This is a genomic window from Stenotrophomonas sp. PA-6-5C (genome assembly GCF_021605635.1).
In the GTDB taxonomy this organism is placed as follows: Bacteria; Pseudomonadota; Gammaproteobacteria; order Xanthomonadales; family Xanthomonadaceae; genus Stenotrophomonas; species Stenotrophomonas lactitubi.
Genome location: NZ_WKEE01000042.1, coordinates 25,135 through 48,928 on the forward strand (window position 1 = coordinate 25,135; position 23,794 = coordinate 48,928).

The window sequence follows — 23,794 nt, forward strand, 5'->3', positions numbered from 1 at the left end:
CCGAAGCGGACACTTCACAGCAAAGGACACCGCATGAAACTCATGGTCATCGGCGCCAGCAAAGGCCTCGGCCGCGCCTTCGTGGAAGGCCTCTGCCAGCCCGGCGATACCGTCATCGGCGTGTCGCGTACACGCCCCACGCAGCTGGACTGCGGCGAGGGCGTCGACCTGCATTGGATAGAAGCAGACCTGAGCCAGCCGGCACGGGCGGCCGCCAGCATCGCAGCGCAGGCGCCGCCGGATCTCGATGTGCTCATCCACAATCTCGGCATCTGGGAGGAGACCGCATTCAGTGACGACTACGATTTCCTCAACGAAAGTGACAGCGCACTGGCGCAGCTGGTGGACGTCAACATCACCGCCACCCTGCTGCTGCTCAAGCAGCTGCTGCCGCGCGTGCTCGGCGGACGCCGCCCGCAGCTGGTGTTGACCGGCTCGACCTCGGCGCTGCCGCGCAGTGGCCGCCCTGAGGTGGCCTTTGGCGCGTCCAAGTTTGCCCTCAACGGCATCGCCGATGCCCTGCGCGAAGGCTACCGCCAGCAGCGGCTGGCCGTGACGACGCTGCAGCTGGGCTACCTCAATACCGACGATGCACTGTCGGTGCCGCTGCAGCAGGCGACCGCACGCGGTAATGGCGAGTACGTGCCGGTGCACGACGTGGTGTCGATGGTGCGCGCCCTGCTGCAGCTGTCGCCCTCCAGTTTCGTCCGTGAGCTGGTGCTGCCTGCGATCGCCGATCCGCGCTACTGACGCTCAGCACCCGCTGGCAACCCCGGTTTGGCCGCACCCGCGGCCGTGGTTTACCCTGCGGCTACTGGCAGTTGGCCGCACACAGGACCGGCTATGGCTATGGACGCGCTATCAAGGGTTTCGACCCGGATCCTGGACAGCGCCCTGCCCAGCCTGCCGCTGTACCTGCTGCAGGCCACCGCAGTGATCGGCATGATCGGCGTGTTCCTGATCGCCACCCGCCGCCAAGGTCAAGCCATCGAAGGGCGCCGCGTCTACATCGGCGCGATTCTCGGCCTGATTTACCTGTTCAACTCCTGGTTCGTGGCCGGCTACGCGCAAGGCGTGGTCAAGCTCAACCTCGGCATCGACATCCTGCTGATCAGCGGCCTGCTGGGCGGCTGGCGCGGCGGCGTCACCTGCCTGCTGGCCAGCCTGCTGGCGCGCTATCAGTTCTCCGGCACCCAGTACTTCCTGCCGGCCAGCCTGGAAGCGGCGCTGCAGGTGCTCGCAGGCATCTGGTTGCGTGGGCGGATGTACCCGCGCATGCTCACCCACCTCTCGCTGCGGTTGATCCTGCAGGCCTGGGGGGTACGCATCGCGGTGACCCTGCTTGGCCTCGCGCTGGGCGTGGCGATCATCGGCAGCGCGCAGCTGCCCCTGCTGGAACTGGCCACCCAGCGGCTGCTTGCTCTGCCGGTGTCACTGCTGGTGCTGGCGGCGGTATTCGCACTGGTCTACAACGACGCGCAGATCGATGCCCAGCGCCAACGCGAACATGCCTGGATGCGCATCGATCCGATCAGTGGTCTACCCAACCTGCGCGCCCTCGACGAGCGTCTGCAACGCCACTGGCGCAACAGCGAAGATCGCGGCAACGCGTGCCTGATCGTGACCGAGATGGGCAACCTGCAGGATCTGCTGCTGCGCTATGGTCCGCTGAATGACAGCGGCCTGTGGAACCCGCACACCGCCGAAGCCGTGCGCCGCACCCTGCTGCATGCGAGGCCGACCGGCACGATGGAGGTCTATCAGTTCGGAGACAACGCGCTGGCAATCCTGCTGCTGGACGCAAGCCTTGCCGATCTCCGCGCGGATACCGAACTGCCTGCGTTGGCCGACCGGTTGTCCACGGTGATCGGCGATGACTGGCCGGGCTTCCGCCCGGTGTTCCGCTGCGCAGTGGTGGAGCTGACGCCCCCCACGCAGGACGACAACTCCATCCCGTTCCGCGCCGTCACCCTGGCCTTGAACACGATCGACTCCGGCGTGGTGTTCTTCGACGATCCCATCCAGCGCGACAGTGAAGTGGATGCATTGATCGAGACCGCGCTGGACCACTGGCTGCGGCACGCCGATGCGCCGCTGTACTACCAGCCCAAGTTCCGCCTGCATGACCGCCACCTTGTCGGCGCCGAAGCGCTGTTGCGGATGCGCGATGGCGACGGTCACCTGATTGCGCCGATGCGGGTGGTTTCGCTGCTGCGCCGCCGCGGCCGCCTGGCCGAACTGGAATGGGCCACGCTGCAGGCGGCCGCCGCCTTCCTTGGTCATTGCAGGGATGACGGGCACACGCTGACGATCGCGGTGAACGTGTCTGCCGAATCGCTGCGCCAACCCGGCTTCGGCGCGCGCCTGTGCACCTTGCTGGAGCAGCAACGCATACCCGGCGCGATGTTGCGGCTGGAGATCGTCGAGTGGACTGAAATCGTCGAGCGCGACGTCGTCGACGCCAACGTCGTCGTTCTGCTGGCCGCTGGCATGAGCCTGTCACTGGACGACTTCGGCGCCGGCTACTCGACCCTGATCCTGCTGTCACAGCTGTCGGTGGCCGAGGTCAAGATCGAGCGGGCACTGATCGCCACGCTGGCCGATGCCAAGTCGCAGTCCATCGTCCGCTTCATCGTGGAGGTGGCGCACCGCTGCGGTGCCATCGTGGTCGCCGAGGGCACCGAAACCACGGCACAGGAACAGATGCTGCATGCGCTGGGAGTGGACGTCGGCCAAGGCTATCTGTATGCACACGCCCTGCCGCCGGAACAGTTCCGGCAGCTGGCATGAGCGTCTTTCAGGCGAGGCGCATCGACAGTTCAACATCCTCCGCGAACGGTACCGACAGATAGCCGGCATTGCCCGAGCGCATGCGCTGCTGGTAGCGCGGGCTGTCGTCGGCATTGTCGGCCACCACCAGCGCGCCCGGACGCAGGCGCTCCTGCAGCAGGTCCAGCACATCGTCGTACAGCACCTTGGCACCATCGAGCAGGACCAGGTCGATGGTATCGGGCAGGTCCACCGCCAGCGTCTCCAATGCGTCTCCCACGCGGATCTCCACCAGGTCGTCCAGACCCGCTTCACGCAGGTGGCCGGCGGCACGGCGCGCCTTCTCCGGCTCGAATTCGGTGGTGATCAGGCGGCCGCCTCCGTTGTCACGCAACGCGGCAGCCAGATGGATGCTGGAGATGCCGAACGAGGTACCGAACTCGACGACGGTACGGGCACCGCTGCTGCGGGCCAGCAGGTACAGCAGGCGGCCGGTTTCCGGCGACACCGGCAGCCACAGGTCCTTCAGCAGTTCGCCGTACAGGCGCCGGTATTCGGTGCGGCTGCCGAGCAGTCGCTGCCGCTCTTCGGCGGAAACGGCGGTCAAAGCCGGGCTGAGCGCACTGTCGGCTTCGTTGAACAGGCGCGCCAGCAGGGGCGCGACCGGGGCGGAAATCAAGGTGGACATGGATGGGTGTTCCTTTCGGTGAGGGGCTTAAAATGCGAATGATTCGTCGCAATCAAGAATACGGACGATCCCCCGTTCCGCCTATTCGCATTGGAAAAGCCCCATGTCCGAACGTCGTCCGCCGCAGATTTCCTCGAGAAAACAGCCTCGCCAGTCACGTTCGAATGACCTGGTCGCGGCCATCCTCGAAGCCGCTGCTCAGGTTTTGAAGCACGAAGGTGCCCCTCGGTTCACCACCGCGCGGGTGGCCGAACGCGCCGGTGTCAGCGTCGGCTCGCTGTACCAGTACTTCCCCAACAAGGCGGCGATCCTGTTCCGCCTGCAACGCGACGAGTGGCAGCAGACCGGCGCGATGCTGCGCGACACCCTGCAGGACGCGCGGCAACCGCACCTGCAGCGCCTGCGCACGCTGGTGCATGCGTTCATCGAATCCGAATGCGAGGAAGCGCAGACCCGCGGCGCGCTGAACGATGCAGCGCCGCTGTACCGCGATGCGCCGGAAGTGCAGGAAGCGCGCAGCGAGGCCGACGATGCGATGCTCGCGTTCATGGCCGAGGTGCTGCCGCAGGCCTCGGCGGCCACGCGCCAGCTGGCGGTTGATCTGATCGACACCACGCTGGGTGCCACCGGCCGCGAATTCTCCAGTGAACCGCGCACCGCAGCGCAGATGCGCACTTATGCCGATGCGGTGGCCGACATGTTCTGCGCTTACCTCAGGCATCTGGGCGCGCACTGATCGCGCAGGCCGAGCTCTACACCGCGTAGAAGCCGAGGAACATGGCCACCGCCGACTCGGCCACGCGCGTACGTTCGGCTGGTGCCAGCGGCGCCTGGCCCATCGTCACCTGCGGCCAGAACGCGAAGCTCTTCACCAGGCCCTGCAGCTGATGGCCGGCGAATTCCGGATCGACCTCGCGCAGCCGCCCATCGGCAATCGCCGCACGGATCCACGCGCTGACGCCACTCTCCTTCTCGCCCATGCGGCAGACGATCGCCTGCGCACGCTCGGGCGAATGGATGATCTCGGCCATCGCCACCCGCGCCAGATCGATGAAGTTGGCATCACCCAGCAGGTCCAGTTTCTGCCGCAGCAGCTGCAGCAGCTGCACCTCCAGCGGCTGGTCGGCGCGGTAAGGCAACTCGACGCTGGCCACGCTGCTGTGCCACAGCTCTTCCAGGATCAGCGCGAACAGTTCTTCCTTGCTCGGGAAGTGGTTGTAGACGGTCCGCTTGGAGACACCCGCCACCGCCGCGATGCGATCCATGCTGGTCGCCTCGTAGCCGGCCGAACGGAACTCCTCCACCGCCGCGCGGACGATGGCCTCGCGTTTGCGGTCGGTAAGGCGTTGCGGGGCACGGGACATGGCGGGACCAGACAGCTGAACGGATTCCCCTATTTTACACCCGCCAGTGTACTTTCCGGAAATCGGAAACTACACTGTGCAGTGTACCCTGCGGACGTCACCCATGAAGCGCCTGCTCCTTGTCCTCCTGCTCGGAATCCTCGCCGTGACCGCCTATACCTTCTGCAAATCCTGGTCCCTCCCCGACTTCCCCGATTCGCCGCAGTACCGCGAAGGCAAGTTCCGCAATGCCCTGCCGAAGCCGGCGATGGGCCTGCGCGATGGCCTGGAGATCTGGTGGACCTTTCTGTTCAACAAGCCCAAGGGCACCGTGCCCAACCACCCCATTCCGGTGCAGACGCTGGACCGCGCCACGCTGGACGCAGCGCCTGACCGCAGCCTGTTCCGGCTCGGCCATTCGACCATCCTGCTGAAGCTGCGCGGCCAGTACTGGCTGACCGATCCGGTGTTCTCCGAACGCGCATCACCGGTGCAATGGATGGGCCCGGCGCGCTTCCATGCACCGCCGATCAGCATCGACGAACTGCCGCCGATTGCCGGCGTCATCCTCTCGCACAATCACTACGACCACCTCGACCACGCGGCCGTGATGAAGCTGGCCGGCAAGACCGCGCGCTTCATCGCGCCGCTGGGTGTGGGCGACCAGCTGATTGCCTGGGGCGTGGATGCGGCCAAGGTCGAACAGCTGGACTGGTGGCAGTCCACCGAAGCCGCCGGCCTGCGCCTGACCGCCACGCCCGGCCAGCATTTCTCCGGCCGCGGCCTGGGTGACAGCGATCGCAGCCTGTGGGCCTCGTGGGTGATCCAGGACGGCGACTTCCGCATCTTCTTCAGCGGCGACACTGGCTACTTCGATGGCTTCAAGGCCATCGGCGAGAAGTACGGTCCGTTCGACCTGACGATGATCGAAACCGGCGCCTACGATCAGCGCTGGGCGTTCGTGCACATGCAGCCCGAACAGACCCTGCAGGCGCACCTGGACCTGCGCGGCAAGTGGCTGCTGCCGATCCACAACGGCACCTTTGACCTGGCCCTGCACGAATGGCAGCAGCCGTTCGAACGCATCAGTGCATTGGCTGCGGCAAAGAACGTGCCGGTAGCCACGCCGATGATGGGCGAGGCATTGGACATGCAGGCACCGACCGCGGGAACGCGCTGGTGGGAGCGGGTGGAACTGTAACGGCCAGTCGCGCAGCGACCCTCAGCCGGGATGCTGAAGCAGTCGTTCCTGCTCCTTCGCCACATTGATCTGAAGCGCCGCAGCAGCGAGCTCCGCCAGCTCGCTGCTGACCTTCTGGCTCCCGCGCGCCTGCATCCACGAAAGAATATCGGCCAGGTGCCAGATCGACGCGCTGCCCTCGTGCACCGGTGCCGGAAACGTCTGCGGGTGCGCGAGCAGCAACTTGCGCATGTTCTGACGTGACATGCCCAGCAGATCAGCGACATCCGTCAGCCCTACCAGATCGGGACTGACTTCGATCAGCTCTGCATCGGGTACGGCACGTCGCACATCTGCCAGCGCGGAGTGAATCGCCTCGGCGGCACTGCTCGCTTCACGACAGAATTCCAGCGCCAGCCTTGCCGCGCTCCCTATGCCCAGCAATGCATCTCCACATCCAGCATCGAGCAGGCGCCGCTCGAGGGCACCTTGATCAATCGAGGTATCAGGCAAGTGGTATCTGAGGGTGAAGTTGAATTCCATCTTCAATGGACCTGCGTCTCCCTGAGTTCACTAATAGCGGTTGCAGCAGTCACTGCCCGTCTGCCGAACCTACAGAATCTCCGTCGCGTTTCCAGAGGCGAATGCGCCACTCACGGTTCGAGGTGAACTCGCAACCCTGCCTCACCCTCAGCCAACTCCGTCCGCAGCTCCAGCGATGGGATGAGGTAATCACCGCCGTTCTGCCGCCGGTAGGCAATCACCGGATCGCTCGCCAGCCCATCCAGCCGCGCGCCCAACCCCTCCAGCACGGCAGGCAGCGACGCCTCATCGATACGACTGCTGCGGTAGATCACATGCGCGGGCAGCACGTCAAAGCCGGGATAGAACAGGATGCCGTGCTGGATCGGGAACAGCACATCGTCGATCGGCCCATTGATACCGCGCGGACCGTAATGCGACTCCCAGCCGCCGGTGGTCACCACCAGCATCGCGCGCTTGCCGGCCATCGCGCCCTCGCCATAGCGGTCGCCCCAGTGCCGATCGGAATGTTCGCCAACGCCATACGCAAAACCATAGGCGTACACGCGGTCCACCCAGCCCTTGAGGATGGCCGGCATCGAGAACCACCACAGCGGAAACTGCAGGATAACCGCGTCAGCCCAGCGCAGTTTTTCCTGCTCGGCGGCGATGTCGGCACTCTGGCGGCCGGCGGTGAACGCTTCGCGCGAATCCAGTGACGCGTGGAAAGGAACCGAAGGGTCCCGCCCGACGTGATCACCGGCATCGATCTGCGCCTTCCATTGCATGGCGTGCAGATCGGACACCTGCACAGTGTGGCCGGCGCGTTGCAGGCGCTCGACCGTGAAGGTCTTCAGGGTCCCGTTGAGCGAGGTCGGTTCGGGATGGGCGTAGACAAGCAGAACGTTCATGGTTGCACCAGGGAGGAGATGCCGGCCACGTTAGGCGCCGCCGCGCTATAGTTGAAATGAATTCGTGCAATCCCCGGCATTGCCATGGACAATACCCTGCGTCGTATCGACCTCAACCTGCTGGTGACCCTGCAGGCCTTGCTGGAAGAGCAGAACGTCACCCGTGCGGCCGAGCGGCTGCATCTGGCCCAGCCCACTGTCAGCGTGCAGCTGGCGCGCCTGCGCGACCTGTTCGATGATCCACTGCTGCTGCCTGGGCCACGCGGCATGCGTGCCACCGCGCGGGCCGATGCACTGCGAGAGCCGCTGGCCGAGGCACTGGCCGCACTGCAGCGCGCGGTCGCGCCGGTACAGGCGTTCGATCCTGCCCAGGCCACGCAGACCTGGCGGATCATGGCGTCGGACTTCGGCGAAACCACCATCGTTCTGCCTGCGTTGGCCGACCTGCGCCAACGTGCACCCGGCACCCGCATTGCGGTCGTCAGCCTGGCGCCGGCGCAGATGGTGGCGCAGAGCGAACGCGGCGAGATCGATCTCGCGCTCCACATCACCTCCGACGCGCCTCCGTCCCTGCATCATCGCCCGCTGTTCCAGGAGCGCTACGTACTGGCCGGGCGCCGCGATCATCCACGACTCAAGCGGCGGCCGACGCTGAAGCAGTTCTGCGCGCTGGACCATGTGATCGTGTCACCGGATGGCGGCGGCTTCCATGGCGGCACCGACAGCGCGTTGGCGCATGCCGGCGCGCGTCGCAACGTGGTGCTGTCGGTGCCGCACTTCCTGTTCCTGCGCAGCGTGCTGCTGCGCACGGATCTGGTGGCGATGATGCCGTCGCGCCTGGTCGCGCAGGACCCGGCCTTGAAGGCCGTCGAAGCACCCCTCGATGTGCCGGGGTTCGAGATGGTGATGCTCTGGCATGAGCGCGTGCATCGCGATCCGGCGCATCGCTGGTTGCGCGAGCGGATCTGTGCGCATTCATGAAACGTCGGGCTGGCGCGGGTCCGGGAAATATTGCGACGCGTCATGTAACCGGTTACATCCCTTGCTAGCGTAGGCCCGCCCGTTCCCGGGCCCTGCTGCTGTGAGGCCTTCGCAATGACGTTGTGCGCTGACCGCTGGACCGCTCCCTGCCCGCCGAACCGGCGCCTTGCCCTGGCCCTGCTGCTGGCCCTCGGACTGGCGTCCACCGCCGGCGCCCAGAACCGGCCACCACGTGCGCAATGGCAGGCCAGCGCGTCATCGCAGCAGGTTCCGGCGATGGCGATCAGCCACCTGATCGACGACGATCCGAAGACGGTGACTGGTGGCGCGTTCAGTCCCGGCCACTGGTTCCAGATCGATCTCGGCAAACCGGCAATGCTGGCCGGTACCCGCCTCACCTGGGACGTTTCCAACCCCGAAGGCTATTCGCTGCAGACCTCGCTCGACGGCAAGCAGTGGCAGACGGCCTATGTCATGGCCGACTCGCTGGGCGGCATCGAGACCCTGTATTTCGCGCCGCGCCAGGCTCGCTATCTGCGCCTGGCCAGCCCGCAGCGCACCTCCGACTGGGGCGTATCCATCTTCGAGATGGAGCCGCTCGACGCTGCACTTGCTGCACGGGTGACCGGTCTGGATGCCACCCAGTCCGCTGCGCTGTGGCAGGGCGGCGGCTCGGTGGCCATCCCCACGGGCAAAGCCGGCGAGCATACGCTCGACATCACCCTGCCCCGTGCGCAGCCCAGCACCGGCCTGGCGGTGGACTGGGCCAACGTGCACGGCGCTGCACGCCTGCAGGCACAGGACGCGCAAGGCCGCTGGCACGAACTTGCGCGCGATGCGCAGGCAGCGAGCCGGCAGCAGAGCTGGCTGGCGGCCGATGCACCGCTCGACCTGCAGGCACTGCGTCTGACCGTGGAAGGCGATGCACCGCAGATCAAGCGCCTCCGCCTGCTCGGCCCGAAGGCGGTGATGACGCCGATGAAGCGCTACCAGATCGCCGCCAGCGGCGCGCAGCGCGCGTTGTTCCCCGCCTCGCTGCACATGCAGCAGACCTACTGGACCGCAGTGGGTGTGCACGCGGGCCGGCAGAAATCGATCTTCGACGAATACGGCAACATCGAGGCCTACAAGGGCGCACCGCTGGTGCAGCCGATCTGGCGCAGTGCCGATGGCCGCGCGGCGGGTGCCGCCGAACACCCCGTGCAGCACGCCCTTCGCGATGGCTGGAAACCGATGCCATCGGCCACCTGGTCACCGCAACCGGGGCTGGAACTGCGCAGCGAGGCCCTCGCCATCGAGCGCGATGGGCAACCGGTCACCTTCGTGCGCCATCGCCTGCGCAACACCGGCAGCACGGCGATCGAAGGCACGCTGACCCTTGCGGTGCGACCGATGCAGATGAACCCGCCGTGGCAGAACGGCGGGCTGTCGCCGATCCGTGAAGTGGCCGTTGCAGGCAACGCCGTGCGCGTCAATGGCCGCACGCTGCTGCAGTCACTCACTGCGGTGGATGCTGCCGGCACCGCGCCCTTCGGCAACGAAGGCGACACCGAGATCACGTCGGCCATCGCCAGCGGGCAACTGCCTGCCGCGCAACAGACAAGCGATGCCGCAGGCTTGGCAGCGGCGGCGTTGAGCTATCACGTCAGCCTGGCACCCGGTGCCAGCGATGCGGTGGTGTTGGCGTTCCCGCTCGGCACCGCCACCGCCGATGCCAATGGCGTGCTGCCGCAAGCACCGGCCCTCGACCTCGCATCGTTGCCGCGCGATGGTGACAAGGCCTTCGACACGCTGGCCAGCCGCGCCTCCGCCGACTGGCAGGCACGCCTGGGCCAGGTAGGCCTGCGCCTGCCCGACCCGTCGCTGGTGGACATGTTGCGCGCGCAGGCCGCGTACATGCTGATCAACCAGACCGGCCCGGCGATGCAGCCCGGCCCACGCAACTACAACCGCTCCTTCATCCGCGACGGCATGGCCACCTCGGCCGTGCTGCTGCGCATGGGCGAAGCCAAGGTCGCGCGCGACTACCTGGCCTGGTACAGCCAGCATGGCGTGCACGGCAACGGCCTGGTGTCGCCCATCCTCAACGACGATGGCAGCGTCAATACCGGCTTCGGCTCGGACATCGAGTACGACAGCCAAGGCCAGTACGTCACCCTGGTGGCCGACGTTGCACGGCTGGATGGCGGGCCGGAAAGCGTGCGTGCCTATCTGCCCAAGGTGAAGGCCGCGCTGCGCTTCCTGCAGGAACTGCGCGAACGCACGCTGGTGCCGGGCTACATGGCCGACCAGCCCGCACCGGAGCGCTTCGCCGGCATTCTGGCGCCATCGATCAGCCACGAGGGCTACCCCTCGCCCACCCACAGCTACTGGGACGACTACTGGGGCCTGAAGGGCTGGCATGACGGCGCGTGGCTTGCCGAATCACTCGGCGACCACGAAACCGCGAAGTGGGCGCGCGAACAGTACAAGGCGTTGTATGACGCCCTGCATGCCTCGATCCGCGCGACGATGGCATGGAAGGGCATCGATTTCATTCCGTCATCGGCCGACCTCGGCGACGGCGACCCGACCGGTGTGTCGATCGCACTGGACCCGGCCGGCGCACAAAGCGTGCTGCCTGCCGAGGCCCTGCGCACCACCTTCGCCCGTTACCTGGACGATGTGCGCAAGCGCAACCAGCCCGGTGCGCTGTATGCCTACACGCCGTATGAAATCCGCAACGTGCTGAGCTACGTGCATCTGGGCCAGCCTGAAGCGGCCGATGAGTTGCTGCAGGGCCTGCTGCACGATCGCCGGCCGCTGGAATGGCAGGTGCTGGCCGAGGTCGTGCATTCGCGGCTGCGCTTCCCGCGCTACCTGGGCGACATGCCGCACACCTGGATCGGCGCCGAATACGGCCGCACCCTGTTCGGCATGCTGATGCGCGAGGACGATGATGCGCTGTCGCTGCTGCCGGGTACGCCGCCTTCCTGGGTGGCCGGTGACGGCCTGGCCGTCGACCGCCTGCCCACTGCCTATGGAACCCTGCAGATGCAGGCGCACCAACGCGATGGAACGCTGCAGGTCTCGCTCGGCAAGGGACTGCGCAAGGGCACGCCGGTACGTGTGTGGTGGCCGAGCCGCACCCTGCCGAAGGACGTACGTGTCGACGGGCGATCGGTACAGAACTTCGACAAGGATGGGGTGCTGCTCGATGGCCCGTTCCGTATGCTTGAGGCACGCTGGTAATGACGCCCCCGCAGGAACCGAAGTGATCGAACTTCTACTCAATGGCGGCCCGGTTGCCGCCACTACCGACGAACAGCTGGCCAGCACACTGGCGCTGGCCGCATCGATGCCCCAGTTCGAGCTGTGGGCATCGGTGCCCGATGGGCCAACGCTGTGCATGCTGCGCAATGCCGAGCACGCGTGGCTGATGTACCTGCACGAGCCGGGCGACGGCGGCTTCCATTCCTGCGGAAACGAACACCGCGCCGGCAACGCCTATTTCCGGCTCGACAACGGCCAGGTGGATGGCTATCCGCTGGCATGGTGCATCGACCTCGAGGCGTGCTTCGCTGCGATCAGGTTCTTTCACGGCAATGCAGGCGCCCGCCCGGAACACGTCGATTGGCAGTCCTGACCCCGGTAGAGGTCGACCTTGGTCGGCACGCTGCCCCGGTAGAAGCCGACCTTGGTCGGCACGCCCCCCCGGTAGAGGCCGACCTTGGTCGGCACGCCGTCCGTCGAGCAAGCTCGACGCCTACCAGACGGCATCGCTAGAACCCCGGCAGCCCCGGCGGATTGGTCTGCGATTGCGGCACCGCTTCTTCGGCCACGTTCCAGCGTGCCAGCACCTTCGCATAGGTACCGCTGCCGATCTGCGTGTTCAGTGCCTGGGTCACCGCATCGGCCAAGCCGCTGCCCTTGCGTGTGGTCACCGAGATCGCCGCCGCGTCCGGCCAACCGCCCGGGAACAGGCCGACCCGGCGCACCTTGCCATCACGTGCCGAATAGGCGCCGGTGGCATTCGGCTCGAACGACACATCAGCGCGCCCGGTGATCACCGCCAGCCGCCCGATCACCGCGTCATCGAAGTACTGGTATTCCACCGGTTTCAGGCCTGCGGCGATGTTCTGCTTGTCCCATTGACGCAGGATCTGGTCCTGGTTGGTGCTGGCGCCCACCACCACTTTCAACCCGGCCACGTCGGCGGGCGTGGCGATCTTCTGGATCGGCCCATCGGTGCGGGTATAGATGCCCAGCAGGTCGAAACGGTAGCTGGAGAAATCGAACTTCTTCTTGCGCTCTTCAGTGACCGTCACGTTCGACAGCACCGCATCGTACTTGCCCGATTCCAGCCCCAGCGGCCAGTCGGCCCAGGCCACCGGCACCACCACCAGCTTCAGGCCGAGGCCATCGGCGATCAATCGTGCGATATCGGGCTCCACGCCCACCACTTCCTTGCTGTCGGCACCGTAGTCGGCCAACGGCAGCTGGCCCGGATGGGTGGCGATGGTGAAGGCACCCGGGGTGACGAAACGGTAGCCGGCCGGAATCAGCGCCTGCGCCTTCGGATCGGGCGTGCCCTTCAGTATCTCCGCGTTGCTGGCTGCAAGTGATGTCGCCGCAACAGGCACGCCATCGGGGCCCTGGCGTACGCGTGAGTAGACGATGCCGGCGATGCCGATGACCAGCACACCGACGATCAACAGGATGCTGCGTGCGGGACGTCGCTGCGATGCTGGGCTCATGGGGTTTCTCGAAAGGGGTTACAGGGTCTTGGCGAGGAAATCGGCGGTGCGTTGCTGGCGCGGGTGCTCAAACAGCGCGTCCGGCGTGCCCTGCTCGATCACCCGGCCCTGGTCCATCATCACCACGTGGTCGGCCACACGGCGGGCGAAGCCCAGTTCGTGGGTGACGATCACCAGCGTGGTGCCGGAACTGGCCAGCTCCTCGATCACGCTCAGCACCTCCGACACCAGCTCCGGGTCCAGCGCGGAGGTCGGCTCGTCGAACAGCAGCACCTTCGGCTGCAGCGCCAGCGCACGGGCAATGGCCACGCGCTGCTGCTGACCGCCGGACAGCTGGCGCGGGAAGGCATCGGCCTTGTCGGCCAACCCCACCCGCTCCAGCAGCGTGCGCGCCTGCTGCTCGGCCTGGGCGCGCGATATGCCGCGTACCGCGATGGGCGCTTCGATGATGTTCTCCAGCGCGGTCATGTGCGGGAACAGGTTGAAGCCCTGGAACACCATGCCGACTTCGGCGCGGCGCCGGCGGATCTCGCTTTCCGGCAGCTCGTACAAGGTGTCGCCGTCGCGGCGGTAACCGATCAGCTGGCCGCCCACCGTTACGAAGCCACTGTCAGCGCGTTCAAGATGATTGATCAGCCGCAGCAGCGTGGACTTGCCGGCACCGGACGGACCGATCAGCACGGTCACGCTGCCCGCCTTCAGTTCCAGGTGCACGTCATCCAGCACCGTCTGCTCGCCGAAGGCCTTGCCCACACCCTGCAATGAAACGGCGGCGCCCGTGCCCGCCTCGATCGGCACGGCAAAGGCCGCGCGACTGGGTACGCGTGCGCTGGGCGGCGCTACGGGACGCGGTGGCGTCGACGGTACCCGCGACACGTTGCGCTCATGCTGCAGCTGGCCGCGGGCGAAACGCTGCTCCACCCGCCGTTGCAGCAGCGACAGCACCGTCAGGATCACCAGGTACCAGACCGTGGCCACCATCAGCAGCGGCACCACCTCCAGGTTGCGGCGGTAGATCACCTGCACGGTGTAGAACAACTCCGGCAGCGCCAGCACGTAAACCACGGAGGTGCTCTTGGCCAGCCCGATCACATCATTGAACGCCGCCGGCAGGATCGAACGCATCGCCTGCGGCAGGATGATGCGGCGCACCTGGCGACCGCGCGGAAGGCCCAACGCGGCGGCCGCTTCGTACTGGCCGTGGTCGACCGACAGGATGCCGCCACGGATCACCTCCGCCGAGAATGCCGCCTGGTTCAAGGTGAGGCCGAGTACCGCCGCAGTAAACACGCCGATCAACTGCGTGGTCGGGTACGAGAACAGGCTGATGCCGGTGAACGGCACGCCCAGTTCGATGGTGCTGTACAGGTAGCCCAGGTTGTTCAGCAGCAGCAACAGCACCAGCAGCGGAATCGAACGGAACAGCCACACGTAGCCCCACGACACCGCCGACAGCAGCGGTGAACCGGAGACGCGGGCCAAGGCCAGCAGGGTGCCCAGCGCGAAGCCGAGGCCGGTACCGAGCGCTGTCAGCAGCAGGGTCCGCCCCAGTCCTTCCAGTACCGGGCGGGCGAAGAACCATTCGGCGAACGTGCCCCAGCCCCAGCGCGGGTTGCCCAGCACCGACTGCAGCCCGATCAGGATCAGCGCGAGTGCCAGCACCGTACCGATCACTTGCAGCGGGTGCCGTGCCGGCACGATCTTCAGCGCCGTGGCCGGCTGGCGGGGAATGCCTTCGATTGCGGTGGACGGCGTACTCATGCCACCGCTCCGTGCAGTGCGATATCGGGCGCGATGCCCACCTGCGGCTGCGGCACCAGCTGTTTTTCGAACGGCAGATGCGCGATGGTTTCCGGGTCTGCGTCCAGGTCGAACAGCGCGGTGTAGCCGTGGCTGAGGTACAGGCCAACCGCCTCCGGCTGGCGGAAGCCGGTGGTCAGGAAGACGCGCCGATAGCCCTGCCGCGCGGCCTGGTCTTCCAGTTCCTGCAGTACGCGACGGGCGATGCCCTGCCGGCGCAGACCAGGCAGCGTCCAGATCCGCTTGAACTCGGCGGTATCGTCGTCGCGATGCGGCATGAACGCGCCGCCGGAGATTGCTACACCATCGCGCAGCAGCAGCACGAACGCACCCACCGGGGCCGCGAAGGCCTCCGCGGGGTAGCGCTGCAGCTCTTCGCGGGCGCTGCCGCCGATGCGCCGGCGTACGTCCGCGTAGCGGTTGTCGTATTCCTGTTCCAGGCCATCGAACAACGGCCGCGCCAACGGGTCATCCACCGTGGTGTAAAGGAAGCGATCATTGTCGTACCGCACGCTCATGCCATGTCCTCCACCAGGTAGTGCTCGGCCAGGCGCGCCCATAGACTGGCCGCGGGGGCGATGGCCGCATCGTTGAACACATAGCGCGGGCTGTGCAGCGGCGCGCTGTCACCGTTGCCGACGAACACGAAACTGCCCGGCCGCGCCTGCAGCAGGAAGGCGAAGTCCTCGCTGGCGGTACGCGGTGCGAAGGCGTCCACCACCTGCCCTGCACCGAAGCCCTGCACCGCCACCTCGCGGATGTAGGCCGTCTGCTCGGGGTGGTTGATCACGCTGGGGAAGCCGCGCGGGAATTCGATCTCGGCGCGCGCACCAAACGCGGCGGCGGTCTTCTCGGCAATGTCGGTGACCCGCCGACGCAGCGTATCGCGCACCTCCGGCAGGTACGCACGCACGGTCAGCTTCAGCTCGACCACATCGGGAATCACGTTGGCGGCCTGCCCACCATGGATCGAACCCACGGTGACCACGCCCATCTGCCGCGGATCGACATTGCGCGACACCACGCTCTGCAGCGCGGTGATGATGTGTGCAGCGGCCAGGATCGGGTCGACGCTGCCCTGCGGCTCGGCGCCGTGGCCACCCTTGCCGATCACCCGCAGCCGCGCCCAGTCCACCGACGCCATCGCCGGTCCGTCGACGAAGCCGAAGTGTCCCACCGGCACACCCGGCCAGTTGTGCAGGCCATAGATGGCATCGACCGGGAAGCGCTCGAACAGGCCATCGGCGATCATCTTCGAAGCACCCGACCCGGTTTCCTCGGCCGGCTGGAACACCAGCTGCAACGTGCCATCGAATCGCCCGTGATGCGCCAGGTAGTGGGCGGCCGAGAGCAGGATGGCGGTGTGGCCATCGTGGCCGCAGGCGTGCATCAGGCCTTCGCGCTGGCTGGCATAGGCCAGCCCGGATTCTTCATGGATCGGCAGCGCATCGATGTCGGCGCGCAGGCCCAACCGGCGACTGCCCTGTCCGCGCTGCAGCGTACCGACCACGCCGGTGCCACCGATGCCGGTGCTGACCGCGTAGCCCCATTGCTGCAGCAGTTCCGCCACACGGGCACTGGTGCGGTGCTCTTCGAAGGCCAGTTCCGGGTGCTGGTGCAGGTCATGGCGGATCGCGATGGCCTCGTCGGCACGTGCCGCGATCTCGGGCAGTACGCCCGTTGCCGGCGAACTCCGCCGGGCATGGCCCGGCGCTACCGAGGTATCTCCGCTCATCGCCTTATCCCACCTTCCGCGCCGGCTCGGCGTCGGGCGCATAGCGGCTCGCCTTGCGTGGCAGGCCAAGGTGGTCGCGCAGGGTCTGTCCTTCCAGCTCGCTGCGGTGGTAACCGCGTGCTTCCAGCAGCGGCAGCACCAGCGTTACGAAATCATCCAGGCCTTCGCGCTGCGCGGCGAAGCCGAGGATGAAGCCGTCGCTGGCACCGGCGTCGAACCAGCGGATCAGCTCCTCGGCCACATGCTCCGGCGTGCCGATGAAATTCGGCCGCGGGCTGACCGCTTGCAGTGCCACCTGGCGCAGGCTCAGGCCTTGCTCGCGTGCGTCCTGCTTGATGCGGTCAGTGGTGGAGCGGAAGGAATTGGCACCGATATCGCCCAGCTCCGGGAACGGCGCATCCGGGTCGTACTGGCTGAAGTCGTGGTGGTCGAAGAAGCGGCCGAGATACGCCAATGCATCGTCCAGCCCGGCCAGCGCAGCAATTGCCTGGTACTTGGCTTCGGCTTCTTCCGCCGTACGTCCGACGATCGGGCCGATGCCCGGGAAGATCTTGACGTCACCGGCGCTGCGGCCATGGGCGATCGCCGAGTTCTTCACCTTCTGGGTGAATGCACGGGTCTCCTCCAGCGACGGCGCGTGGGTGAACACCGCATCGGCATACTTGCCGGCCAGCGCAATGCCATCGTCGGACGAACCGGCCTGGAAGATCACCGGCTGCCCCTGCGGCGAGCGCTGGATGTTGAGGGGCCCTTCCACCTGGAAGAAGCGGCCCTTGTGGTCGAGGCGGCGGAACTTCTCCGGCGCAAAGAACGTGCCGCTGTCGCGGTCGCGCACGAACGCATCGTCATCCCACGAATCCCAGAGGCCCTGCACCACCTCAAGGTACTCATCGGCAATCTGGTAACGCAGTGCGTGTTCGGGATGCGGGCGGCCGTAGTTGCGGCCCGAACCTTCCAGCGGCGAGGTCACCACGTTCCAGCCGGCACGGCCACCGCTGAGCAGGTCCAGCGAGGCGAACTGGCGGGCCACGGTGAACGGATCGCTGTACGAGGTGGAGAGCGTGCCAGCCAGACCGATCTTCTTCGTTGCCGTCGCCAGTGCCGACAGCAGCGAGATCGGCTCGAAGCGGTTGAGGAAATGCGGGATCGATTTCTCGTTGATGTACAGGCCGTCAGCAACGAAGCCGAAGGCGATGCCGTTGTCCTCGGCGGTACGCGCGATATCGATGTAATAACCCAGGTTGACGCTGGCATCGGGCGCGTTGGACGGATGCTTCCAGGCATGCATGTGGCTGCCGGGGCCCTGCAGCATGATGCCGAACGGGATGGGACGCGGGGTCGTGCTCATGGGGTCGCTCCAGCAGTCAGGCCACCGCCGCGCGGGGAGCGGGCGACAGCAGTTCAAGGGACGTCAGGCGTGCGTCGAGGTCGGCCACCGGCGCGTCGAGGATGAATTCACCCACGCCGAAGCGTCGATGCAGCGCATCCAGCTCGCTGCGTACGTGCTGCGCGTCGCCAGAGAGCACGCTGGGGCGTGTTTCTTCGACGCGGAAATCAGTGACACCCACCTGCCGTGCGTACTCGGCAGCGGCCTCGGGGCTGGGCAGGTTCACCGTCTGTCCGGGGCCCAGGTGCAGCTTGTAGACCCGCAGCGCGCCGATATGGCGCGCAGCGGCCTCGCTGGTGGGCGCGGCGAAGGCCACCGTTGCCAGCAACGGGGCGTGCGCGGACACCGTGCGATACGCCTCGAAGGCGGCCTCGATGTGCTTCGGGTCACCGTCGAAGTGCGCGGCATACACGAAGCGCCAGCCCAGTTCCGCAGCCTGCCGCGCGCTCTGCGGGCTAGCGCCAAGCAGGAAGCGCTCCGGCGACGTCTGTGGAATCGGCCGCGCCTGCGCATCCGCCTGCGCATCGGACAGATATCCTTCCAGGTCGCGCAGCTGCTGGTCGAAATCGGCGAATGCCGGGCGACCGGCGGCCAGTGCGGCAGTCGATGCCGGCAGACCGCCCGGTGCCTTGCCCACGCCCAGATCCACGCGCCCCGGCGCCAGTGCCGCCAGCAGGTTGAAGTTCTCGGCCACCTTGTACGGTGCGTAGTGGCGCAGCATCACCCCGCCACTGCCGATGCGGATGCGCCGGGTCTGCGCCAGCACCCACGCCGCCAGTACTTCCGGTGACGGGCTGGCCAGCGTCGGCGCCGCGTGGTGCTCGGCAAACCAGTAACGGTGATAGCCCAGCTGCTCGGCACGCTGCGCCAGTTGCAGGCTGTTGCGCAGCGCCTGTTCCGGCGTGCTGCCGTCGGCCACTGGGCTCTTGTCCAACACGCTGGTGAGGTAGCTCATCGTCACGTCCTCGCTCAGGGATGGGCCACGGGAATGCCCAGCAGGCCGTTCAGTGCCGCCAGGATCGGCTCGGCACCGGAGATGTACTGGCGCTGCTGGTACTCACCACTGGCGTGTTCATTGACCACACCCTGCGGCAGCACCAGCTTCGGCAGCGACTGGTCCTGCTCGCCGATCTCGGCGATCACCTCGCGGCGCGGCCGGCTGAAACCGATGCGGCGCACATCCAGTTGCGCGTCGAGGCCGTCGATGCTCGACAGCGCCCCTTCCAGCAGCAGGCTGTGCCGGCAGAAGAAGCGTTGTCCGGGCAACTGGCCGTCCTCGAACTCGCGGTCCAGCAGGAACAGGATGGGTTTGTGGGTTGCGTCTACAGCCACGGAATCGTCCTCGTAGGGGCCGGCAATGCACTGCCGCTTCGATATCGATGCTAGAGAAGGAAGGCCGGATGCCAGCGCCAGAACTCGACAATCCACGGTCGGATCCGGCCATGCAGATGCAGGTTGGCAATAAGCAGACTGCTGGCCGTTATGGGCGCTGGTAGCGTCACGCCGCTTGCGCGGGCGCGCGCCAGCCCAGTGCCGGCGCGATGTCCTCGATCACCGTGCTGAGGATGCGCCGGTAGTCCTGCTCGGGCAGCTCATAGGGCAGCTCCACGCGAAGCTCGTCCACCTGCTGCAGCAGCGGATCGGCCTGCAACCGCGCGATGATCTGCGCGGTGCTGCCGACCACGTCGGGTGCGAACATGGTGCGACGTGGCCCTTGCGGGGCCAGAGTGCGCGCATGCCGCTGCGCACTGAAGGCCTCGATCCTCTGCCGCGTGGCCGCATCCACACCATCGGTGGGCACCAGCACCCGCCCCACCGCCACACGGCGCGGGCGGTCCAACGGCAATGCCGCGCGATAGGCCTGCAGGTGCTGCAGCTGCGCACCGAAGAAGTCATCACTCAGCTCGGCGCGGTTGACGTTGCCCAGCAGCAGATGCAGCCCCTGCTCCCCCGCCGAACGCGCCGACTGCAGAGAGCCAGCGCCATACCAGACCCGGTCCACCAGCCCCGGCGCATGCGGCTGCAGTCGCGGACGATAGCGCGTGGCGGCATTGCCGACCTCGGCATCGGCGGCACCCAATGGCTCACCACGTAGCGCTTCCAGCAACCGCGCCACCCGGCCATGGGAAAAGTCGATGTGCGCAGGGTCGCTGTCGTACAGCAGTGGCCCAACCAGTTCCCCGTGTGGCGGCGCGCCGGTACTGACGCCCACCTGCAGCCGGCCACCGGCCAGCGCATCCAGCAACGACAGATCCTCGGCCAGGCGGAAAGGTGTTTCGTAGCCCAGCTGGATCACTGCACTGCCCAGCTCGATGCGGGTGGTGTGCTGGCTGGCCGCCGCCAGGAACACCGCTGCCGAGCTGATGCCCGGTTCCAGGTGGCGGTGGCGCACCCACGCGCCGTCATAGCCCAGCTGTTCGGCAAACGCGATCAACGCCAGCGTCGCGTCCAGGCCCGCGCGGGGTTGTTCCGGTAGATAGCTTCCGGGCGTGAGGAACGCCAGGTGCCGCAGCTGCACCGCCACGTCCTAGGCGATCCTGCGCAGCGGCGCGGGCAGCGCCGCCGCCAGTGGCGCCAGGTGCCCAGCTGCACGCTCGGCCGCCAGTTGGATGCGCGCCTGCAGTGCAGCACTGTTGATGCGGTCGCCGTCGAAGTCGGCCGGCGTGGCATACACCCCGATCGGCAACGTATGCGCCTGCAGGAAGCTGAAGAGCGGCCGCAGCTGATGGTCGATCACCAGCGCGTGGCGCTCGCTGCCACCGGTGGCGGCCAGCAGCACCGGCGTATCCACCAGCGCGTCCAGTTCAATGAAGTCGATCAGGTGCTTGAACAGGCCCGGATAGGACCCGCGATACACCGGCGTGGCCGCTACCAGCAGCTGCGCCGATTCGATCGTGGCCAGCGCGCGCTCCACCTGCGGCTCCACTTCACTACGCTGCAGCGACTGCCCCAGCGAGCGCGCGATCGGCGCCAGCTCGACCAGCTCCACGCTGATGTTCACCCGCTCGCGCAGCTCGTCCAGCAGATGCCGCACCAGCAGCAACGTGCGCGAGTTGGCCGATGCCGTCGGCGAACCAATCAACGCAACCACATTCAATGCAGATGACATGAAACGCTCCCATGTAGCGCCGAGCCACGCTCGGCTGCGTGTTGCATGAACCTCAGAACCGGTAGTTGACGCGCCCGTACCAGAACGTGCCGACGTTGCTCAGCACATCACCGCTGTCCCAGGTGGTCTCGATGCTGGCCACGTCGGTGGCGCTGCGTGCGTACGCGGGCACCTTGCGGGTGCGCTTGTCGAACAGGTTGTTGATGCCCAGCGCCGCGCTCCAACCCGCGCCAAGTTCCACCCCACCGGACAGATTGGTCACCAGCACCGGCGGCTGCTTGTACTCCACGCCGTTGTTCAGGCGCTTGATCGGGCCGTAGTAGGTGAAGTCCACGTTCGAGCGCCAGCGCCCGTTCTGCCAGCCGAGCCCCGCCACCTGCGTGTACGACGGCGTGCGGAAGCGCAGTGCGTACTCGCTCGACTTGGTCAGCAGGTTGATGTTCGGCAGCCCCTGCAGCGCCTGCGGAATCGCGCTCACCTTCTGGATGGTGGTGCGGCCTACGTTGGCCGCGTAGGTCCAGCGCAGCTTGCCCCACTGCGTTTCCTGGTTCGCTTCCAGGGTCAGCTCCACACCGCGCGTGCGGGTGTCGCCCACGTTGGTGAAATAGCTGGCGTAGAACGCATCACCGGGCAGGATGCTGATGCCGGCCGTACCCAGCAGCGCATCAATCGTGTTCTTCTGCGCGGCGGTCAGCACGGTGCCGCTGTTGTCGGTCACCCGCGCCGGATCCTGCGCGTTGTAGCCGATCTGGCTGGACTGGCCGAGCTGGCCGCGGATGTCGATCTGGTAGGCATCCACCGCCAGATGGAAGGCCGGGCTCGGGTCCCAGGTCACGCCGAGGCTGTAGTTGGTGGCCTTCTCCGGCTTCAGCGGCGTGGCGCCCAGCGCCACCGCTGCCGGCGAAGCGACCTGCGCCACCAGCGTGGTACCGCACGGGCAGCTGCCGGTGGCCTGGTAGAACTGGGCGCCCAGGCTCGGCGCGTGGAAGCCGTTGCTGACCGTGGCACGCACGCCCAGCGCATCGGTGAAGTCGAAGCGCGTGGTCAGCCGACCGGTCGACACCGTGCCGAAGTCGGAATGGTCTTCCCAGCGCGCGGCCGCATCCAGGTACCAGCGCGAGGTGATGTTGGTCGCTGCACCTGCGTACACCGCCTTGCTGTTGCGGGTGGCCTTCACCGCATCGGCGGTGGAATAGCCCACGAAGGCGGCCGCACCGAAGCCGGTGTACGACTCCCACTGCCCTGCCCCGCGCTCGTACTGCTCGTGCTGGTACTCGGCACCGGCACTCACTTCCAGCGGCGAGGCGAAGGCCGCCACCTCGAAGCTGCGACGCAGGTCGAGGTTGGCGATGCCCTGCTGGTAGTCCAGCTTACCGTCGTAGAAGTCAGTGGGCGAGCCAGGGTACGGCAGCGAGTAGTTCACCGAATTGCGGGTGTAGGTACGCACCGTGTTGCGGTTGCCGGTCAGGCTGACGTCGTAGTCCCAGCCGGCAACCTGGCCCTTCACCCCGGCCGTGCCGGTGTACTGTTTCTCCTTGGTTTCCAGCACCGGCAGGAAGCCGTCGGGAAACACGCTCAGCACGCCCGGCGCCCTGTAGGTGGTGAAGATCGTCGCCGGCAGCCGGAAATTCTGGATCGCCTGCGCGGTGCGGTCGCTGGCGGTGGCATTGGCGTAGAACTGCGCGTTCTCGCCCAGCCCATGGCCCACGTTCACCGCGAAAGCCTTCAACGCGTACGACGGCGAGCTGAGGATGATGTTGGCCTCGGCATCGCGTCCGGCCTCGGCCGGGTTCGGCGACGCCCCGGCCGGCAGCCGGTTGTTCGGTCGCAGCGCCACCAGGTTGCCGTTGCCGTCCACCGCCGGATAGCTCAGGTAGCCATCGATATAGCGTCGCGTGCGGATCGCATGGTGCTGGCGCGTGCTCTCGCCGGACAGGTTGATGAAGCCATCCTCGCCCCAGGGCAGACCGATGTTGGCGCGCACGCTGGTGCGGCTGCCGTCGCCATCGGTGCTCTGCCCGCTCTCCACCGACACATCGCCACCGTGCGCCTGCGATTTCAGGATCACGTTGATCACCCCGGTGATCGCGTCCGAACCGTAGATGGCCGAAGCGCCGTCACGCAGTACTTCCACGTGGTCAATGGCCGATACCGGAATCAGCGCCAGATCGGCCCAGGCGTGGCCCGGATAGCCGCCGCCGTTGGCGCCACTGACGTACGCACTGGCGTTGCGGCGCTTGCCGTTCACCAGCACCAGCGTGTAACCCGGCGACAGGTTGCGCAGCTGGTAGCCGCGGATCAGGCTTTCCTGGTCGCTCTGGTAGCCGCCGATCTGGCTGAGCGACGGCAGGCTGCGCTGCAGGGCTTCAAGCAAGCTGGCCTGGCCGGTAGCCGCCAGGTCCTCGGCGGAAATCACGTCGATCGGTGTCGAGCTGTTCTTCACCGTGCGCGTGCTGGTACGCGAACCGGTCACCACCACCGCATCCAGCGTGGACGCGGCAAGGTTCGCAGAAGTGGCAGTGGTCGCCGACGGCGCATCGGCATCAGCCGCATACGCCGGGGCAGCGGCCAGGGCGGCCGCAATCAGAAGGGAGAGCGTGGACAGCGCAGGAATGTGGGCAGCAGGCATGGGG

21 protein-coding genes are annotated in these 23,794 nt (G+C 66.9%); 7 read left to right on the plus strand and 14 right to left on the minus strand.

Features of this window, described 5'->3' with window-relative positions:
- Positions 1–33 precede the first annotated feature (33 nt).
- Together GIW57_RS17015 and GIW57_RS17020 are read left to right on the plus strand one after the other, a co-directional pair.
- Positions 34–750 (plus strand): SDR family oxidoreductase, encoded by a 717-nt coding sequence (locus GIW57_RS17015; RefSeq protein WP_236512054.1) that lies wholly within the window; start codon positions 34–36, stop codon positions 748–750.
- Positions 751–849: 99 nt separating this feature from the next.
- On the plus strand, positions 850–2,790 hold the full coding sequence (locus GIW57_RS17020) for an EAL domain-containing protein (RefSeq protein ID WP_236512056.1): 1,941 nt from the start codon (positions 850–852) through the stop codon (positions 2,788–2,790).
- A gap of 7 nt (positions 2,791–2,797) precedes the next feature.
- Here GIW57_RS17020 and GIW57_RS17025 read toward each other — a convergent pair whose 3' ends face one another.
- Positions 2,798–3,457, minus strand: coding sequence for an O-methyltransferase (locus tag GIW57_RS17025; protein WP_236512057.1), 660 nt, complete (start codon positions 3,455–3,457; stop codon positions 2,798–2,800).
- Between the two features lie 103 nt (positions 3,458–3,560).
- Here GIW57_RS17025 and GIW57_RS17030 point away from each other — a divergent pair, with 103 nt between their 5' ends.
- Complete coding sequence (locus GIW57_RS17030; protein ID WP_236512059.1) at positions 3,561–4,193, plus strand: TetR family transcriptional regulator; 633 nt, start codon at positions 3,561–3,563, stop codon at positions 4,191–4,193.
- 16 nt (positions 4,194–4,209) lie between these two features.
- Here GIW57_RS17030 and GIW57_RS17035 read toward each other — a convergent pair whose 3' ends face one another.
- A complete protein-coding gene (locus GIW57_RS17035) occupies positions 4,210–4,821 on the minus strand; it encodes a TetR/AcrR family transcriptional regulator (protein WP_099821306.1) in 612 nt (203 codons plus the stop codon).
- Between the two features lie 103 nt (positions 4,822–4,924).
- On the opposite strand from GIW57_RS17035, the gene GIW57_RS17040 reads away from it, so the two are divergent.
- The gene (locus GIW57_RS17040; RefSeq protein WP_108266033.1) at positions 4,925–6,001 is read left to right on the plus strand and encodes an MBL fold metallo-hydrolase; all 1,077 of its coding nucleotides are present in this window, start codon (positions 4,925–4,927) and stop codon (positions 5,999–6,001) included.
- Positions 6,002–6,022: 21 nt separating this feature from the next.
- On the opposite strand, the gene GIW57_RS17045 is transcribed toward GIW57_RS17040, so the two are convergent.
- Together GIW57_RS17045 and GIW57_RS17050 are read right to left on the minus strand one after the other, a co-directional pair.
- Positions 6,023–6,523 carry a DNA-binding protein gene (locus GIW57_RS17045; protein ID WP_100465149.1) on the minus strand — a complete coding sequence of 167 codons (501 nt, stop codon included), beginning with the start codon at positions 6,521–6,523 and terminating at the stop codon, positions 6,023–6,025.
- 110 nt (positions 6,524–6,633) lie between these two features.
- Entirely contained in the window at positions 6,634–7,413 is a 780-nt protein-coding gene (locus GIW57_RS17050; RefSeq protein WP_236512062.1) for an NAD(P)H-dependent oxidoreductase, read from the minus strand.
- Positions 7,414–7,497: 84 nt separating this feature from the next.
- Here GIW57_RS17050 and GIW57_RS17055 point away from each other — a divergent pair, with 84 nt between their 5' ends.
- The 3 genes from GIW57_RS17055 to GIW57_RS23805 all read left to right on the plus strand — a co-directional run bounded on the left by GIW57_RS17055 (position 7,498) and on the right by GIW57_RS23805 (position 12,019).
- Positions 7,498–8,394: a LysR family transcriptional regulator gene (locus tag GIW57_RS17055; RefSeq protein WP_236512063.1), complete on the plus strand. Its 897-nt coding sequence runs from the start codon at positions 7,498–7,500 to the stop codon at positions 8,392–8,394.
- A gap of 114 nt (positions 8,395–8,508) precedes the next feature.
- Positions 8,509–11,625: a discoidin domain-containing protein gene (locus tag GIW57_RS17060; protein ID WP_236512065.1), complete on the plus strand. Its 3,117-nt coding sequence runs from the start codon at positions 8,509–8,511 to the stop codon at positions 11,623–11,625.
- A 22-nt stretch (positions 11,626–11,647) separates the two neighbouring features.
- Positions 11,648–12,019 carry an Imm1 family immunity protein gene (locus GIW57_RS23805; RefSeq protein ID WP_236512067.1) on the plus strand — a complete coding sequence of 124 codons (372 nt, stop codon included), beginning with the start codon at positions 11,648–11,650 and terminating at the stop codon, positions 12,017–12,019.
- A 136-nt stretch (positions 12,020–12,155) separates the two neighbouring features.
- Here the strand turns inward: GIW57_RS23805 and GIW57_RS17070 are convergent, their stop codons facing one another.
- From GIW57_RS17070 to GIW57_RS17120, 10 genes are all read right to left on the minus strand, one after another.
- Positions 12,156–13,130 (minus strand): ABC transporter substrate-binding protein, encoded by a 975-nt coding sequence (locus GIW57_RS17070; protein WP_230112957.1) that lies wholly within the window; start codon positions 13,128–13,130, stop codon positions 12,156–12,158.
- A gap of 18 nt (positions 13,131–13,148) precedes the next feature.
- Positions 13,149–14,891: an amino acid ABC transporter permease/ATP-binding protein gene (locus GIW57_RS23810; protein WP_100465143.1), complete on the minus strand. Its 1,743-nt coding sequence runs from the start codon at positions 14,889–14,891 to the stop codon at positions 13,149–13,151.
- Positions 14,888–15,448 (minus strand): GNAT family N-acetyltransferase, encoded by a 561-nt coding sequence (locus tag GIW57_RS17085; protein WP_236512069.1) that lies wholly within the window; start codon positions 15,446–15,448, stop codon positions 14,888–14,890. Before GIW57_RS17085 ends, GIW57_RS23810 begins: the two co-directional genes overlap by 4 nt.
- A complete protein-coding gene (locus GIW57_RS17090; RefSeq protein WP_236512070.1) occupies positions 15,445–16,665 on the minus strand; it encodes a M20 aminoacylase family protein in 1,221 nt (406 codons plus the stop codon). The genes GIW57_RS17085 and GIW57_RS17090 overlap by 4 nt, the downstream gene beginning before the upstream one ends.
- Before the next feature lie 4 nt (positions 16,666–16,669).
- The gene (locus GIW57_RS17095) at positions 16,670–18,013 is read right to left on the minus strand and encodes an LLM class flavin-dependent oxidoreductase (RefSeq protein ID WP_236512071.1); all 1,344 of its coding nucleotides are present in this window, start codon (positions 18,011–18,013) and stop codon (positions 16,670–16,672) included.
- Between the two features lie 16 nt (positions 18,014–18,029).
- Positions 18,030–19,007 carry an LLM class flavin-dependent oxidoreductase gene (locus tag GIW57_RS17100; RefSeq protein ID WP_236512073.1) on the minus strand — a complete coding sequence of 326 codons (978 nt, stop codon included), beginning with the start codon at positions 19,005–19,007 and terminating at the stop codon, positions 18,030–18,032.
- A 14-nt stretch (positions 19,008–19,021) separates the two neighbouring features.
- Positions 19,022–19,384, minus strand: coding sequence for a DUF3088 family protein (locus GIW57_RS17105; protein WP_089240600.1), 363 nt, complete (start codon positions 19,382–19,384; stop codon positions 19,022–19,024).
- 166 nt (positions 19,385–19,550) lie between these two features.
- Complete coding sequence (locus GIW57_RS17110) at positions 19,551–20,576, minus strand: LLM class flavin-dependent oxidoreductase (protein ID WP_236512075.1); 1,026 nt, start codon at positions 20,574–20,576, stop codon at positions 19,551–19,553.
- Positions 20,577–20,579: 3 nt separating this feature from the next.
- Positions 20,580–21,161 carry an FMN reductase gene (msuE, locus tag GIW57_RS17115; protein WP_236512077.1) on the minus strand — a complete coding sequence of 194 codons (582 nt, stop codon included), beginning with the start codon at positions 21,159–21,161 and terminating at the stop codon, positions 20,580–20,582.
- A gap of 52 nt (positions 21,162–21,213) precedes the next feature.
- The gene (locus GIW57_RS17120) at positions 21,214–23,790 is read right to left on the minus strand and encodes a TonB-dependent receptor (RefSeq protein WP_236512079.1); all 2,577 of its coding nucleotides are present in this window, start codon (positions 23,788–23,790) and stop codon (positions 21,214–21,216) included.
- Positions 23,791–23,794 lie beyond the last annotated feature (4 nt).